The 16025-nt window shown below is 58.1% G+C and carries 16 protein-coding genes and 1 pseudogene; 4 read left to right on the top strand and 13 right to left on the bottom strand.

The features are described from left to right. Positions 1 to 3 precede the first annotated feature (3 nt). The 8 genes and pseudogenes from ACERZ8_RS04385 to ACERZ8_RS04420 all read right to left on the bottom strand — a co-directional run bounded on the left by ACERZ8_RS04385 (position 4) and on the right by ACERZ8_RS04420 (position 8484). Complete coding sequence (locus ACERZ8_RS04385) at positions 4 to 1338, bottom strand: DUF6638 family protein (RefSeq protein WP_407590912.1); 1335 nt, start codon at positions 1336 to 1338, stop codon at positions 4 to 6. Between the two features lie 360 nt (positions 1339 to 1698). Then, positions 1699 to 3634, bottom strand: a pseudogene (locus tag ACERZ8_RS04390) (ATP-binding protein). Beyond that, positions 3631 to 3882 (bottom strand): hypothetical protein, encoded by a 252-nt coding sequence (locus tag ACERZ8_RS04395; protein WP_407590913.1) that lies wholly within the window; start codon positions 3880 to 3882, stop codon positions 3631 to 3633. The pseudogene ACERZ8_RS04390 and the gene ACERZ8_RS04395 overlap by 4 nt, the downstream one beginning before the upstream one ends. Beyond that, positions 3882 to 4997, bottom strand: a complete 1116-nt coding sequence (locus ACERZ8_RS04400) for a hypothetical protein (protein WP_407590914.1) — start codon at positions 4995 to 4997, stop codon at positions 3882 to 3884. The genes ACERZ8_RS04395 and ACERZ8_RS04400 overlap by 1 nt, the downstream gene beginning before the upstream one ends. Before the next feature lie 10 nt (positions 4998 to 5007). Then, complete coding sequence (locus ACERZ8_RS04405) at positions 5008 to 5151, bottom strand: hypothetical protein (RefSeq protein ID WP_407590915.1); 144 nt, start codon at positions 5149 to 5151, stop codon at positions 5008 to 5010. Positions 5152 to 5154: 3 nt separating this feature from the next. Further along, positions 5155 to 6231, bottom strand: coding sequence for a hypothetical protein (locus ACERZ8_RS04410; RefSeq protein ID WP_407590916.1), 1077 nt, complete (start codon positions 6229 to 6231; stop codon positions 5155 to 5157). Between the two features lie 153 nt (positions 6232 to 6384). Continuing rightward, on the bottom strand, positions 6385 to 7593 hold the full coding sequence (locus tag ACERZ8_RS04415) for a M24 family metallopeptidase (protein WP_407590917.1): 1209 nt from the start codon (positions 7591 to 7593) through the stop codon (positions 6385 to 6387). A 99-nt stretch (positions 7594 to 7692) separates the two neighbouring features. Further along, the gene (locus ACERZ8_RS04420; protein WP_407590918.1) at positions 7693 to 8484 is read right to left on the bottom strand and encodes an alpha/beta hydrolase; all 792 of its coding nucleotides are present in this window, start codon (positions 8482 to 8484) and stop codon (positions 7693 to 7695) included. Between the two features lie 76 nt (positions 8485 to 8560). Here ACERZ8_RS04420 and ACERZ8_RS04425 point away from each other — a divergent pair, with 76 nt between their 5' ends. Both ACERZ8_RS04425 and ACERZ8_RS04430 read left to right on the top strand, forming a co-directional pair. Further along, a complete protein-coding gene (locus ACERZ8_RS04425) occupies positions 8561 to 10036 on the top strand; it encodes an NAD-dependent succinate-semialdehyde dehydrogenase (RefSeq protein ID WP_407590919.1) in 1476 nt (491 codons plus the stop codon). Between the two features lie 37 nt (positions 10037 to 10073). Next, positions 10074 to 10874: a TylF/MycF/NovP-related O-methyltransferase gene (locus ACERZ8_RS04430; RefSeq protein ID WP_407590920.1), complete on the top strand. Its 801-nt coding sequence runs from the start codon at positions 10074 to 10076 to the stop codon at positions 10872 to 10874. Between the two features lie 70 nt (positions 10875 to 10944). On the opposite strand, the gene msrA is transcribed toward ACERZ8_RS04430, so the two are convergent. Both msrA and msrB read right to left on the bottom strand, forming a co-directional pair. Further along, positions 10945 to 11406, bottom strand: coding sequence for a peptide-methionine (S)-S-oxide reductase MsrA (msrA, locus tag ACERZ8_RS04435; RefSeq protein ID WP_407590921.1), 462 nt, complete (start codon positions 11404 to 11406; stop codon positions 10945 to 10947). A gap of 40 nt (positions 11407 to 11446) precedes the next feature. After that, a complete protein-coding gene (gene msrB / locus ACERZ8_RS04440) occupies positions 11447 to 11896 on the bottom strand; it encodes a peptide-methionine (R)-S-oxide reductase MsrB (RefSeq protein WP_407590923.1) in 450 nt (149 codons plus the stop codon). A gap of 125 nt (positions 11897 to 12021) precedes the next feature. Here msrB and ACERZ8_RS04445 point away from each other — a divergent pair, with 125 nt between their 5' ends. Next, positions 12022 to 12549 carry a glutathione peroxidase gene (locus ACERZ8_RS04445; protein WP_407594158.1) on the top strand — a complete coding sequence of 176 codons (528 nt, stop codon included), beginning with the start codon at positions 12022 to 12024 and terminating at the stop codon, positions 12547 to 12549. 238 nt (positions 12550 to 12787) lie between these two features. Here ACERZ8_RS04445 and ACERZ8_RS04450 read toward each other — a convergent pair whose 3' ends face one another. The 3 genes from ACERZ8_RS04450 to ACERZ8_RS04460 all read right to left on the bottom strand — a co-directional run bounded on the left by ACERZ8_RS04450 (position 12788) and on the right by ACERZ8_RS04460 (position 15831). Continuing rightward, positions 12788 to 13021, bottom strand: coding sequence for a hypothetical protein (locus ACERZ8_RS04450; RefSeq protein ID WP_407590924.1), 234 nt, complete (start codon positions 13019 to 13021; stop codon positions 12788 to 12790). Positions 13022 to 13135: 114 nt separating this feature from the next. Further along, a complete protein-coding gene (locus ACERZ8_RS04455; protein ID WP_407590925.1) occupies positions 13136 to 13675 on the bottom strand; it encodes a YjbF family lipoprotein in 540 nt (179 codons plus the stop codon). Positions 13676 to 13818: 143 nt separating this feature from the next. After that, complete coding sequence (locus ACERZ8_RS04460) at positions 13819 to 15831, bottom strand: YjbH domain-containing protein (protein WP_407590926.1); 2013 nt, start codon at positions 15829 to 15831, stop codon at positions 13819 to 13821. Between ACERZ8_RS04460 and ACERZ8_RS04465 the strand changes: the two genes are divergently transcribed. Further along, the gene (locus tag ACERZ8_RS04465; RefSeq protein ID WP_407594333.1) at positions 15742 to 16023 is read left to right on the top strand and encodes a hypothetical protein; all 282 of its coding nucleotides are present in this window, start codon (positions 15742 to 15744) and stop codon (positions 16021 to 16023) included. The genes ACERZ8_RS04460 and ACERZ8_RS04465 overlap by 90 nt on opposite strands. Positions 16024 to 16025: the final 2 nt, after the last annotated feature.

A 16025-nucleotide genomic window follows, 5' to 3' on the forward strand; every position in this document is an offset into this window, starting at 1 on the left:
ATCCTACCTCCGTACAGCGCCCCACGGACCGACGCGTGCAATTAGGTCGAGGGGTTCGGGTTTGGGGGCCTCCATCGGGGCATCATGCCCGAACAGGGCCGCGCGGGCGCCTGCCTTGTCCGCCTTGTACTCGGCTTCGAGGAAGCGCGCGACATATTCCTTTTTCGCGTCCGGCCAGTTGGCATAGGCCGCATACAACGCTGGTTTGTGACAGATGAACAGCTGCCGCACGTCATGTGGCGACAGTTCGGACAACAACATATTGATCAGGTCAAGCTCGGGCGTCGCAGCGGCGCGAAGCGTGTAGAAATAGGCCGGGTGGTCGGACGAGATACGCGGCCACTTGCCACCGTTTTCCGCCCAGTTGACCAGCTCTGCCAGCCCGTGAAATTCGTCCGGCAAAAGGGTGCTGTGGCGCCGTGCAAGCATCCGCATATCGCGCCGGGTGGTCCCGTTCAGATCCACGCCTGCCTCGGTCACGGCCGACACAAGGATAAAGTCCATCTTTTGGCGCAGGATCGCCGCCCCGTCGATGCCGCGCGCCTTTACGATAGGTTCGACCAGGTCGTTGTACTCAAGGAATTTGGCGATCTGGTTCCGGTCGCCCAGATCAAAGTTGTATTTGGTCGGCACTTCTTCCGGCTTGTCCCCGGCGGCGATGGTCGCGGGGTGATCGAGCGTCTGAAAGATGTAAAGCCCGCCGAAATGCGCCGTCCAGAAATTGCCCTGCTCCACCTTGAGCGGTTTGAGCGTCACAGGGTTGCGGGTCACGTCCCCGGTTTCCCCGGCAAGCTCGATCATCCGGGCGATCAGCACGTCATCAAACCACGCATCCTCTTTGCGCAGAAAGGTGTCGACTTTGTCCGCCAGCGTACCCGCATTGCGCACCGTGCCGCTGGTCGTGTCCGCTTCGACTGTGATGGCGCGGATGTCGAACAGGCGCGCAGGGTTCGAGATGTCGTAAACCGAGTTGATGAGTTCCCCCGCCACCGCATCGCGCGCAGTGAGCGCAAAAAGGGCCGCCTCGTTTTCCGCGATGAACTGTTTGAGGATGCCATGGCTGGTCGAGAATTTGGCGTCGAGCAGCGGGCAGTGCCGTTGTTCGGTCGACAACAGGATGAACTGCCGGTTGACCCCGTTGTGGTTGAGGTAAAGCGGGTCGTTCAGGTCCGCACCCACCTCGGGCGAAAAGCCGGAGATGTCGATGTAGAAATCGGTCAGGCTGGTGCGCTTGCCGGTGAGGTGTTCCAGCGCGCGGTTGTAGCGCTCCACCAATGCAGGCGATGCGACGTGAAAGAGGTTGCCATACATGAGACCGGATTGGATGAGGCGGATCATGATCCCTCCCCCGCGCCATGTCCTTGCCCCGCAGCACCTCGACTCGCTGCGCCATGTTGAACCATGCAAGCGCCACCATCGGCACCCATGCGATGGCGAACAGGGCAGAGTTCTGCAGAGCGATTTCAGCGACCAGCAGCGGGCCACTGACTTCCAGCGCGCCCCGATAGGCGGGGGTGTCGAAGGCCACTAGAACCAGAGCGGACACCGCGATCAGGGCGAGGACGCTGAACAGCACGCCCAAACCGACGCGTTTATGCGCGCGGGTGTCTTCGGGCACCAGCATCTTGGGCAGAACCCACCCCAACGCGCCGAGGATCAGCAGCGGCAGGCCTGTGTTCCATATGTTGGGGGTATCCGTCACCCTTTGCTCTCCAACCACCGCTTCTTGGCCTCTTCCTGACGCCCGAAATCGCGCACCATCGCCTCGATGGCGACTTCATCCGACTTGTCCGCATACCGGAATTCGCTGTCCGCATAGCGGTTGATTTCCTGCACGACCATGTCGACCGTGATCGGCACGCGCAGTTCAGAAATCATCGCCTTCTTGCCCTCGTAATCCTTGAACAGGAACAGCTCGGGGTTTTCCATCCACTCGTCAGGCAACTCAAAGTCCATGGCGCGGACTTTGACTGCATCCGTGATGTTCTTGATTGCACGGCCCGTGAACCGCTCGTCGGCCTCTTGGATGCCTTTCAGGTACGTGCCAAGTTTGGCAATCGTATCCAGATCGCCGATGTCGGAGTGTACTTGGTCAAACACTTTCATCAGCCCCTCTTCATGCGGGCGGGCGTGCGACTCGAAGGACGCGGCAACCGCCTTCTTGATCTCTTGCGCCGAAAAGACTTCGTGCTGACCCACGGGGATGTCGTGGTTCTTGCCCATCAGCAGGTAGAGGATATCGATGTAATCCTCGCGGGTTTGCGGCCCGTCCACAAGGAACCGCGCGCCAGCCCGTTGGCGCAGCGCGTCGTCCACGTTTTCGGGGTAGTTCGAGAACATGCCAAAGGTGCAATTGCCCCGCACGACCGTGTTGGCCCCGGCAAAGCTTTCCATCAGCACAGCAGTGATTTCCAACTGTCCCGCGCTGGACTGCCGGTCGCCGCGCTTGCCCGCAAGCTGGTCGATATCGTCGATGGTGCCAAATCCGATGGCCCCGGGATCAAGCACATTGTTGATGAATGCCTTGGCATTTTGCCCCGACTTGCCCTGATAGCTGTCGATGTTGTCGGTCGAGAGGTTCTGATAGCGGAACGGATAGCCTGCGACCTGACAATAGTCGTTCAGCAGCCCGGCCATCATCTGGATCAGCGTCGTCTTGCCCGTGCCCGGCTTGCCATCCCCCATAAAGGTAAAGATGAACCCGCCCAGCTCCGCAAACGGGTTCAGGCGGCGGTCAAAGTCGTAGGCCATCAGCATCTTGGCCAGCTTCATCGACTGGTACTTGGCGATGTGGTTGCCCACGACCTCGTTCGGTTTCTTGAAGGTCATGGTCAGCGTTGTGGATTTCGCCTTATGCGCAGGGGAAAATCCCTGCACGGTGAAATCATCCGCCTCGACCCGCCAGCTGGCGGCGGTAAAGGGCGCAAGGCGCGGCGCGTTCTGGGCACGCAGGGCGACTTTCTCCATCAGCGCCTCGGCATAGGCGGTGAGGGTGGCGACAAGATGCGTGTCGTCAGGCGCATGTGCGGCAATGTCCTGATCCAGTTCCCAAAGTGCGCCGTGCAGGGCGGTCTGGCCGTTGTCGGTCAGCACTTCGTCGACCTCGCCCACCTCGACCGTCACTTCGGTCTGATGCGCAGACAGCAGGTAAGCCGTGGCATTGCCAAAGACATAGAGGGTGATCAACGCCTCAGCCCCCAGCAGTTCGGCAAACTCGGTCTTGCGGGCGGCGGGCAGTGCCCCTTCGAGGTTGGCGCGTTTCAGATCGCCCAGTGCCCGAGACACCCGCGTAGTTTTCGGCCACGGCAAGGGCAATTGAGATGGCGCGGCGCAAGGCATTGAGGGCAGTGGCCTGCACCGGCGACATCAGCGCATCGTCGTCATCGGCTCCTTCGATAGTGGCAAGCAGTTGCACGGCCCCTGTGGGCGTGCTGCGGCGTGTCACCAACCCCGGCGTCGTGGTGCGGAACCGGCGGCGCGTACCGATGCCAGCAGAACGCTCCGCCTGCGGTGCCTCCACCCCCTTGCCGATACGGGGTGCGTGATCGAAGCCTTGCAACATCGCCAACGCCATTGGGTAGTGCGCCACGATCTCGGCCTCGCGAAGTTCCATCTGGTCAGATGTCTGGCTCATTTCTTCTTTCCTTTCCGGCCACCCAACCAGCCGCGATAAACGATGTAATTGATGGCGAGCCACATCGGCAGTCCCGCCACGACAATGAACCTGACCGAGGAGCTGTAGCGCTCACCCCGTTCGACCAGACCCGGAAACAGCAGCCAGATCAGGGCCATAGCCAACCATACGGTACCGAAGGCATAGTGATCCTGCCTGCGCCGTTTGAGAAAGGCGGGAAAGCCGCTCTTTGTCGTCTTGCGCGCCATCAGTACCTCAACACCCGGCCTGCCGGGCTGACAACGAATTTGCGCACCGAGGCAAATCCGGGCGGGTTCATTTCCTCAAGCGCTTGAAACGGCCGTTGCGGCAGCACGATGGAGCGTTCCATGCGCGTGGTCCCGGTTTCGGCGCCGCGCCCGGCGAAGGGGTCGAGGGCAAAAACCTCGCGTTCAACGGATGAAAACCACCCCGCCCGTTCTGTCATCACGCGCTCCGATCGCAGATCTTCCTCGGTCCAGACAAGGGCCCAGTCCTGCCCTTCGGGCGCGCGGGCGGTTTCCAGCACTTGGCTAATCGGGCCTGACTGCTTGGTAAAGGCAGACGAATACATTGGGCCCAAATGAAAGCGACGCAGACGTTTGGGGTGGAGGTCGCCAAAATCCTCGTCGAACCCGGTCGCAATTGTGACGAGCTTCAACCCGCCCAGAGCCTGTGCCATCAGGTGCGCCTGCGCCTCGGGCCAGCGGCGCTGATCCTTTGGCAAGGCCGTCGATCCGGTGTCCTCAAGCTCCATCATGTAGACAATCGGCAAGTTCACCTGACTGTCATAGACCGCCCAGTGCAGCCGAAACGTGCGGCGCTGTTCGCTGATATTGCCCGTCCACACAATCTGCGGATCATTGCGGGGCCAGAACAGATCGCCGCGCAGCAGCTCTTCGTAGTATAGCCGCTGGGACAGCGCAAACTGCAGTTTGGTGGGCGGCGTGCGCTCGCTGATGATCACCTCTACCATCTGCTTTTTCAGCTCGTCCGCCGACGGCATACCCGCCAGATGACGCTCCGCCTGCTGGGCGTCGCTGGCCATGGTGATGATCTCTTCGGCCGCCGGAAACCCGGATTCAATCGCATCAATGGCGAGGCTTCCGAAAAAGCGACCCGTGTCGCGGCCCACCAGCAGGTACTTTTGCGACAGCGCGCGAAAGGTAAAGGTCAGCTCGGTGATGTAGCGGGTGAGGATGTTGACCTCATCCCGATTGAGATCACCCTCGGCTTCCATCACGCCGGCGACACGACCCAGATGAGATGTGATCGTCTCGAATTTCTTGAAATAGCGGCGCGAGGCGAACAGGTCAGTGAGGCCGATGGTTTCTGTGTTGGTCATGCGGGTCCGTTCATCCGCGTTTTCGACTCAGCAGATACAGCCCCGCGATCCCGCAGAAGAACCCGACCGCGTTCACCCAAAGCGGTGCGCCGAATGCGATAGTAGCGATGAGGCAGAGGATAGAGACCGCGATGGCCGCGAGACCGAGTTTCATGGTCTAGCCCCCATACGCATTGCTGTCGTGCTTCTCGACGATCTGCGCGAACCGGCGGGCAAAGCGTTCATCGGCCTTCGCCTTCTGCTCCAGCACGTCACGGGCAAACACCATGTGATCCTCATGCGCCTCCAGCATATCGGCCATCTTTTTGTTGGTTGCGGCACCGATTCCGGCCATGGCGGTCTGCGCCTCTTGATCCGTTTTCACACCGATTTCATTGATACGGTGGGCCACGTCCTGCTGCTGCGCCGTCTTCAACGATTTGGTCAGCGCATCATAGAGAACGACACGCTGCTTGGTGTCGGTCTGCAGCTTGTTGATCAGCACCATCTGCGTCGCTGCCTGGTTCTGCAGCGAGTCGATCCAGGTTTTGCCCTTTTCGATGTAGCGCTCAAGCGTCTGCGACTTGGCCAGCTTGACCTGTTCGTCCTGCACCATCTGGTTATACTTGCTGTTCAACTCGGCCAGTTCCGTTTCCAGCGCAGTCCGCTTGGCCGCATCGGTTTCCGAGGCGATCTTATTCTCCAGCGTGATGATCTGCGGGTCCATCGCCTGGATGTCGCCTTGCAGCGCCGCCAGTTCCTGAACGGTCATCTCACGTTCGTCCAATGTTTCGGTCAGATTGCCCTCGACCTTGACCTTCTGTTCTTCAAGCATGGCCAACTGACCCTCGAGCAGTTGCACAATCACGTCGGATTTCGAAATCAGGTCCTGCAGCTTGTCGTCAATCGACGCGCTGCGCACGCGTTCTTGCCGCATGGATTCAGCCTTGGCCCGGGAAAAGATGCCAATCAGGCTTTCCATGCCCGTCTTGTTGCGCATCTCGTCAAAATCTTTGGAAAAGGCCGCCGTCACATCGTCCAGACCCATGATCAACTCCGCGATGTTGGCGTTCATCACGTCAGTATGGGCGTGCACGTCTTCCAGCGTCGCATTCTCGATATCGATGGAAATGTCATCGCCTGACTTCATCTTGGCGCGCGCAACCTCAATCCTGCTGGTCAATTCAGCGATCTTGGACTGGGCTTCCGCCACCTGATCCTGAGATTCTTTCACCTGGCTTGCGAAGTCGGCCATATATTTCTCCCTCGTTTCAATTAGTTGAGACTAATATAGGTAATGTTATGCCAATTTACATCCATTGACACTCACGATTTAGCCGATAGTTGCAAAAAGCCCGCGCCATGGGAAGGCGCGGGCTTGGCTTGAGCTGGCAAAATCCGGCTGCGTTCATCCGACCACGTTATGCTCGGGGCCATAGGGGAACCCGGTGATGTTTTCCGCGCCATCTTCGGTGATCACGAGAATGTCGTGTTCGCGGTAGCCGCCAGCGCCCGGTTGACCGTTAGGTATGGTCAGCATCGGCTCCATCGAAATCACCATGCCGGGTTCCAGCACCGTGTCGATATCCTCGCGGAGTTCCAGCCCGGCCTCGCGGCCATAGTAGTGCGACAAAACCCCAAACGAATGCCCGTAGCCAAAGCTGCGATATTGCAGCAAGTCGCGTTCAGCGAAGAAAGCGTTCACGGCATGAGTCACCTCGGCACAGGTCACACCGGGTTTGAGGAGTGACATGCCCAGTTCATGTGCGCCCACATTCGCCTCCCACAGCTTGAGGCTGGCGTCGTCAACGGTTTCGACGAACAGCGTACGTTCCAGCGCCGTGTAATAGCCCGAAATCATCGGAAACGTGTTGAGGGACAGGATATCACCGCGTTCCAGCGCCCGCGCGGTGACCGGGTTGTGCGCGCCATCGGTGTTCAGACCAGACTGAAACCACACCCACGTGTCGCGGTATTCGGCATCAGGGAAGCGTTTGGCAATCTGCAACTCCATCGCGTCGCGGCCCGCCATGGCCACGTCAATCTCACGCACACCAACCTTGATCGCATCGCGGATTGCATAACCGCCCACATCAGCCACCTGCGCGCCATGGCGGATCAGCGCAATCTCAGCGTCGGATTTGTGCATGCGCTGGCGCATTGTGGTGTCGTACAAATCGACCGTCGCCACAGGTTTCAGGAAATCCTCCAGCTTGCCCTGCTGAAGCAATGTCAGGTGGTCGGATTCAACCCCAATCACGCCGCCCTCGCCCGTCACTTCGCGCACCGCGCGCCAGAAATTGTCGCGCTGCCAGTCGGTGTAGGTGATGTTGTCGCCATGGCAGCGGCGCCATGGCTGGCCTGCATCAATACCTGCGCTGATTGTCACACAAGCATCTTCGGTTACGACGCAGGCGTAAGGACGCCCGAATGCGCAGTAGAGAAAGCCCGAGTAGTAGGCGACGTTGTGCATCGAGGTGAAAACGGCGGCGGTGGCCCCTTGGGCCTCCATCCGGTCGCGCAACTCGGCGATGCGGGCGTCGTATTCGGCGGCCTCGAACGGCAGTTGGGCCTGTTCACCATTGTGAAAGCGAAAGAATGCGGGGCGAGTGGTCATGCCTGACCCTCCTTTTTACGAGAAGGTCCCGGCGTGCAGGACATTTCAGCGCGAAAGTGCAGGCGACGCCATCGCCTGCGGCCAAGGCGATGTTGCCGATCAGCGCGCGGTCGTCAAGCGCTGGATCATATCAGATGACGGGTCTTTCAACGCATCGATGATGTTGAAGTGATGTTTGTCCGGGACAATGACATGACCACAGCCCCACGCATCAGCCAACCAATGCGCCTGATCAAGGAATGCGGGGCGTTCCCCGGCTCCCACCCATACCGACACCGGCACATCAGGTGCTGGCTGATGCACCGGGCTTTCGGCGCGCGCCATGGCCGTATCCATCCGGAATTCAGCATTCATGCTGGTGCGCAGGAACGGCTCAAGGTCGGACAGTGGGGACATCGGCGCCACATAGGACAGGCGTTTCAAAACTGAGGCGGGCAGCATGCCCGGCGCCAGCATCCGCGCAACAAGGTGGCCGCCTGCCGAATGCCCTGCAAGGCTGATCGGGCCGGTGCTGTCATCGGCCACCTGCATCACCGCCTGCGCGATCTGTTGCGTGATACCCGCGATACGGACACTTGGGCATAGGTCATAAGAGGGCATCGCGACGGCCCACCCCTTTGCCAGGGCACCAGCAGCAAAGTGCGACCAATAGGTCCGATCAAACTTTAGCCAATAGCCGCCGTGCACAAAGATCAACGTGCCTTTGGCCGTCCCTTCGGGCGAAAAATAGTCCAGCGCCATGCGGTCGGACGGCCCATAGGACACATCCAGTCGCGCCCTTGCACCCAACTGTGCGCGAAAATCGGCCGCCTCCTGCGCCCAGCGCGGCGGATAGGCCTCAGCGCCTTCAATATAGGCGCCATTGGCATACGCATCGTCCAGATCTGGCATGATCCCTCCCGGCTTTGGAACTGGACAATCCTACCTTGTGTTGAAAGAGATGCACCAGACTCGAAAGGAAGCTGCCATGCTTGATCAAACGACAGACCTGAAATCCTTGCTGAAGGACCCGACGCTTCTGGAAACCCGTGCCTATGTGAACGGCGCGTGGATTGATGGGGCCAACGGGACCTTTGATGTAACCAACCCCGCACGCGGTGATGTGATCGCCGAAGTCGCCGACCTGAGCCGCGAGCAAGTGGCCGAAGCCATCGCAGCCGCCGAGGCGGCCCAGAAGGAATGGGCCAAATGGACCGGCAAGGAACGCGCCGGCGTCATGCGCAAATGGTTCGACCTGATGATGGAGAACCAGGACGATCTGGGCACGATCCTGACGGCTGAACAGGGCAAGCCACTGGCCGAAGCCAAGGGCGAGGTCGCCTATGGTGCGTCCTTCATCGAATTTTTCGGCGAAGAGGCCAAGCGCATCTATGGCGAGATGATACCCGGCCACCAGCGCGACAAGCGAATCATGGTGCTGAAACAGCCCATCGGTGTGGCCGCGTCGATCACGCCATGGAATTTCCCCAACGCGATGATCACCCGCAAGGCTGGCCCCGCGCTGGCCGCTGGCTGTTCTTTCGTGGCGCGCCCGGCCAAGGAAACTCCATTGTCTGCCATCGTGATGGGCGTGTTGGCCCAACGCGCAGGCATCCCTGCGGGCGTGTTTAGCGTCGTACCATCCTCTTCATCTTCGGCCATCGGCAAGGAATTCTGCGAGAACCCTGCCATACGCAAGCTGACCTTTACCGGGTCAACTGAAGTCGGCCGCATCCTGATGAAACAGGCCGCCGATCAGGTGATGAAATGCAGCATGGAGCTGGGCGGCAACGCGCCGTTCATCGTATTTGACGACGCCGACCTGGATGCAGCCGTTGAAGGCGCGATCCTGTGCAAGTTCCGCAACAACGGACAGACCTGCGTGTGCGCCAACCGCATCTATGTGCAGGCCGGTGTCTATGACACCTTTGCGGAAAAGCTGAAGGCGCGCGTTGCTGCGATGAAAGTCGGTGACGGGCTCGAAGCGGGCGTGGACCTTGGCCCGTTGATCAATCCGGATGCCTCCGAAAAGGTTGTTGAGCACATCAAGGACGCCAAGGATAAAGGTGGCAAAGTCATTCTGGGCGATGCGCAGGACGATATGGAAGGCAACTTTTTCGCGCCCACCATCATCACTGGCGTCAAACAGGATATGAAAGTGGCCAGTGAAGAAACCTTTGGCCCGCTGGCACCTCTGTTCAAGTTCGAAGACGAGGACGACGTGATCGCCATGGCCAATGACACGATCTTCGGTCTGGCCTCGTACTTTTACGCCAAGGATCTGAGCCGCGTCTACAAAGTGGCCGAGGCGCTGGAATACGGCATCGTAGGTGTGAACACAGGGATAATCTCGACCGAGGTGGCGCCGTTCGGCGGGGTCAAGCAATCCGGCCTCGGGCGCGAGGGATCACACCACGGCATCGACGATTATCTGGAAATGAAATACGTGTGCTTGAGTATTTAATCTCGCTGGAGTGGCACTAGCCAGGTAAGGGAAGAAAATGAAGATCGGGCAAAATTTCGCAGCATTTGGAACTGCGCGCGCGGAACGGAGACGGGCCAGAGCATTGTTTCCAAAGGACCCGATTGGATATGCCGACGAAAAAGCGGCACGCACGGCCATTGCAAAGGTGCGCGATCGCACGATGATCGCGTATCCTGCATTGACCTCGTTGTGGGAAATGATCCGCCATTGTGAACTGAACGAAATCCCCGGTGCGTTTGTTGAATGTGGCGTCTGGAAAGGCGGTGTTGGCGGTTTCATGGCGCTCGGAAATCTGGCCATGAGCAGCCGTCGCCGACCCATTCATTTGTTCGATGCGTATGACGACATCTGTGAACCGGATCCGGAAGTGGACGGAGAGCGGGCCGTAAGCGAAGTGGAAGCACTGTCTGGGCGTAGCCGGTCAACCTTGAGCGGGAAAATGGAGCCACTGACCGGGGTTTATGACAGCTTGGGAGGTGCTGGAGATGCGGAAGTCGTGCGCAGATTTGTCGCTGATGACTTAGGCTATGGCGATCAGAACACACATATTCACAAGGGCTGGTTCCAAGACACGGTGCCAGCGTCGGACACAGGTCCAATTGCAATTTTGCGATTGGACGGAGATTGGTACGAATCCACCAAAGTATGCCTAGAGAACCTATACGATAGGGTCGTATCCGGTGGATTTGTCATTATTGATGACTACGGGACCTACGAGGGGTGCCAAAAAGCTGTGGACCAGTTTATCGAAGAACTCGGCCATCCTGTTTTTCTGAGCTTCGTCACACCTGATGTGCGATACTTTATCAAGCCGTAAACGCCGACCAGCGACGTGGCCGAATACCTGACCAGATGCCAGGCATTCACACCGGTTTTGCCCAAATCACCTATTCGGCGGCGCGCCGTGGCAGAACCCAACCGGGGCGCACGAAGTGGCAGGTATAGCCGTTCGGAATACGCTCAAGGTAATCCTGATGCTCGGGCTCCGCTTCCCAAAAGTCGCCAACTGGCTCGACTTCGGTCACAACCTTGCCGGGCCACAGACCTGATGCATCGACATCTGCAATTGTGTCTTCGGCCACCTGCTTTTGCTCATCATCCACATAGTAGATCGCCGAACGGTAGCTCAGACCACGATCGTTGCCTTGCTGGTTCGGTGTGGTCGGGTCGTGAATCTGAAAGAAAAACTCCAGCAATTCGCGATAGGACATCACCGCCGGATCGTAGATGATTTCGATCCCTTCGGCATGGGTGCCATGGTTGCGATAGGTCGCGTTCGGCACGTCGCCCCCGGTATATCCGACGCGGGTCGCCTTGATCCCCGGTTTCTTGCGGATCAGATCCTGCATGCCCCAGAAACACCCCCCGCCAGAACTGCGCGTTTGTCACTCATGCCACATCCTCCACTTGGTTCAGATATTCGCCGTACCCCTCTGCCTCCATATCGTCACGATGGACAAAGCGGAGCGAGGCCGAATTGATGCAATACCGCAGGCCACCCCTATCCCGCGGTCCGTCCTCGAACACATGGCCCAGGTGACTGTCCCCATGCTTGGAGCGGACTTCGGTGCGGATCATGCCCAGCGATGCATCGCGCAACTCTTCCACATGTGCGGGCTCGATCGGTTTGGTAAACGACGGCCAGCCGCACCCGGATCTGTATTTGTCCGATGATGCAAACAGCGGCTCGCCCGACACGATATCCACGTAGATACCGGGTTCCTTGTTGTTGAGCAGCTTGCCAGTGCCGGGTCGTTCCGTCCCACTTTCCTGAGTCACATAGTATTCTTCGGGCGACAGTGTCGCGATAACGTCCGGGTTTTTGGTGTATTGGGTCATGTTTGCCTTTCCCGTGATGTGTCGGGGTCTGCCTCATATTTGGGGCATTTGCGTTCAATTGAAAGAGGGTGACGCTGGCGGAGTTTGAACTAGCTATAACGCATCGGATGTCAGGAGAGGATCGCATGTATCGCGCCATCGTTGCCCTAGTATTCATGTTCGTCGGCCAACTTGCGGCCGCGGGTATGCCTGATGTGTCGTTTCCGTCGATTGACGGCGGGCAAATTCATATGTCCGATTGGGACGGGCAACCTGTTTTGGTCGTCAACACCGCATCACAATGCGCCTTCACCGGCCAATATGCAGAGTTGCAGGCCTTGTACGATGCCTATCGCGCGGATGGGTTGATCGTTCTGGCCGTTCCGTCAGACGATTTTCGCCAGGAACTGGACAGCGCGGAAGAGGTCAAGGAATTCTGTGAAATGAACTTTGGTTTGGACATGCCGATGACCGATATCATGCAGGTGAAAGGCGCTGATGCGCACCCGCTTTATCAGACCGTAAAGGATATTACTGGCTTTGTACCGAAGTGGAACTTTAGCAAAATCCTGTTTGCACCTGACGGGGAAGTGATCGCGACGTGGGGCTCTCGCACGCCACCAATGTCAGCACCGATCAGGCGTGCGGTGACGGATGCGCTGACAAGGCAGTGATGACATGGGGCATGTCCTAATCGACTGAACCGATTGTGTCGGAGAGCCCTTTGAGATCAGGATGGCCTGTTTTTAACGTAAGCCTGACACTCGACCCGCGAATGCTCCGTTCATTGCACGTTCGCGAAATGTCCGACCGTCTGCCAAAACCCATCGACTAAAAAATATCATTTGGGCAAAAAGAAAGGCGTGCTCAATTGCACGCCTTTCCGCTCAAATCATCATGGCTTCGAAGCGTTCAGTTTGTCGAGGTGCTCGACGCAGTAGAGACAACAAGCATCGAAGCCGCACTTGCGACAGACGCCGTTGTCGAACTCGCGGCGTTCAGAGAACCAACCGCCTGACCTTGCACAGATTCACCGCCTGTGCTGCCGGCAACAAGAATGTTCAACGGGATATCCTGCGCGAATGCCGCAGTTGAAAAAACGGTTCCCAATGCCGCTATGGAAACGGTACGCAGTGTCTTTTTCATGCCATTGGCTCCTCTGAAATACAGAGGAAGATTTAAGTCAGATTTGATGAAAACGCAATCTGACAGGCCAAAAACCTGAACAATTGGTTAACGCGTTATCGTCCTATGTTACCCCTACTTCTTCAAAAGACGCGTCTTCATGTAGCCAAGCGAGGGGCCAGCCCATTGCCGCGATTGCCAGACAGTTGAATCCTCTGGATCGACCCAGAAATTATAGGTAACGGCGTTACTGCCTGCGGCACATTCCGCCCTTAAACGAAGGGTTTTGATCAGCCGTTGAACGATCTCAAGCGTTTCCGGCCCCACGACGGTCATGTCACAGGCCAAGTCCACGCGTTCTGTACCATTCTCACCGGTAACAACGTAAATCTGGTGTAGCCCCGCAGAAGGCGTGCGCAATGTCAGCAATTTGATCATGGACGTTGCCTGCGTGGATCCGATGTCGTTGCCTAAACCGCGCGTGGCAATCAGCACCCCCTCACGGAACACAAGTTGAGAACCATCAGCGCTGCGCCAGGTTCGCAATTCTCCAAGTTCAGGATCAAGGCGATCCGAATATAGTGACAGGATTGCGACCGTGCCCGTCCGTTCCAAAGTAACTTCCAACGTGGGTGTTTTCAGGCCCGCAAGAAATTGTGGGGTGAGCGCGGGCAACTCGACTGCATCCGCCTGTGACGACCGCATACGATCAGCAAGGCTGCGCGGCTCCGAAGACCTTGCAAAGGGGTCGTCGCCTGCGCCCGAACATCCGAACAGGAAAGACACAGCCAAGACCACTACTGCCCGTATCGGAAACATCATTGCCACACCCTCCCCCAGTCGTTGCTCAGATCTGTCAGCTGCCCGCTCCGTATTTGCTCGTAGAGACGACCGGATACGTTGAGACGGGCGCCACCGTCGCGCTGCACGGGCCGGATTGTGGTGCTCAGCGATTGTCGGGTCGGGCGCCCGGTGAACCAGCTCAAAGGGATTGTGACGCTGATGCCCTTGTCAAAAGACCCCTCGCCGAATTCCTCGGATGACACGTCGGTCAGAGTAAAAAAGCCGCCGACGCGCCAGCCATTCGCAAATCGCCGTTCCAGAGAGACTGTGACGCCCACGTCCCCGGCCAGGTATCGCCCGACATCAACTTGGCCAAAATACCCGTTACCAAAATCGTAATATGCAGAAAGATGGCCCGTTGCGACTTCGTAATCCTGAAATCCAAAACGCTGGTTGAAATCACGTTGCTTGACGTAGTTCACCTCGATCCCCAGCCCAAGGCGACTGGCGGCGGGTTTCCACAAAAACTCGGCGGAAACACCACCAAACATCTGTTCCAGATAGCCGACGCTGATCCGGGCATAGGTGTTTTTCCCGGGCTTCCATTGCTTTGACAGAACCAACCGTTCGAGCGTCGTATCCGCCGCGCGGACATACAGCAGCGCGTCGGTCCGGACGCGGGGCAAAACGGAGTCAGACAGTCTGGAGGCGTTTTTGATCGTACCGACAACGCGGTGGCGCACTTCACCCATCAATTGCCATCCCGGTGCGAACCTGTAGCGTGCCACAGCAGCAATTCCGACGTCTGCGCGAACGGGTTCGTCCGGGTCAAAAAAACTGGGACGAATGTAGGGGCCTATGGCCCAGCTGAAATGCGGATACAGGCTGTCGACCTGTGATGTGTTGCCGGTAGGGGCTGGTGCTGCGTCAGCAATCACTATGCGCGACAACAATACCTGGCTTGCATTCGGTCTGAATTCCAGCGTTTCGAGGTCGCGGCGCGACACTGTCACTTTCGACACCGCCAGCCCGTTGGTGACCAGTACGATGTCGAAGATCTCTATCGAAGGCGGCAAGATGCGCGCCATGGCACGGCCCGTGCGGCCGACCACGATGGCGAAGTTGTCGAACCGATCGCTTGAAACACGCGCTTCGGCCCGCGTGGCAGATACAGATACACTGAGCAAAACGATCTGGTCCTGCTCCAGTTCTGGCCTCAGGGCATTGCGGATGACAATCGGCGCATTGTGCGCGGCCATCCATCCGGTGTCATATGCTGCCGGATTAACCAACCTTTCAGGTCGAACAATGACAGGCCGCGGGCCTTCCAATCGGTACGGCGCTGCGGGGGTCTTTGGATTGAACTGAAGGTGCACGTTCACCCCAACTTCGGACCCATAAAGCCAGTAGACCCCAATCCGGACCGCCTGGCGCACCTGGTATTCGAGACCAAAATTGAGGTTTGACTCTCGTGCAAATACGCCGCGCGATGTTTCAGGCAGATATGCGTCGGTTGCGTATTCGACCTTGAAGCCAAGCCGTTCGTTGGCCTGCCATTCGATACCACCAAAAACTGCCATGGGACCGCGAAACCATTGATCAACCGCAGGCTCACCGCCCGGATCGCCGGGAACAAATTGCGGCCTGTTTGAGCCAAACGGCGACCCGAGCGCACTTGAGGTGCCCAGTCGTCCCCAACCCAATCCAGCTGTGACTTTTAACGAGCGACCAAATCGAAAAGGGCGATCAAATGTCTTTGTCGCGACAATGTATTCGCTGGCATAAATTCCGGTGCCTGCAAAGTCCTGAAGACCGATGGTAACCGCTGGCGCGATCCGCCCTTCCTTGATCAGGAGGTACCGAAAATCAAAACTGCGATCCCTGTAGGTGCCAAAGCCATCAGAATTCCAGTCCTGAATGCCGACATACCGGAACGTCACAGATATGCGGGGGGAAAATTGAAACGTGAAATTCGTACGGGTTTGACCCGCAAAACTGGAAACACCGATCGCAACTTGGCTGTCCGGGAGCGCTTCACCGCTGGGCATATCAATCAGGCCGGGGACGCCAAAAAATTCAGCGAGGGTGAGGTTGTTGTGACCTCAGTCGTATCTCGAACCTGTGTCTGCGCAGCGGACAGTGTGGCAGCACAGCAAAACACGATCAGGAGATGGATCAATTTCAGCTGGAACGGCATGGCTGTCCAACATCCGCGCGACGGCGGCCAAATCCAACTTTGACA

The organism is Tateyamaria armeniaca, from assembly GCF_045797845.1.
In the GTDB taxonomy this organism is placed as follows: Bacteria; Pseudomonadota; Alphaproteobacteria; order Rhodobacterales; family Rhodobacteraceae; genus Tateyamaria; species Tateyamaria armeniaca.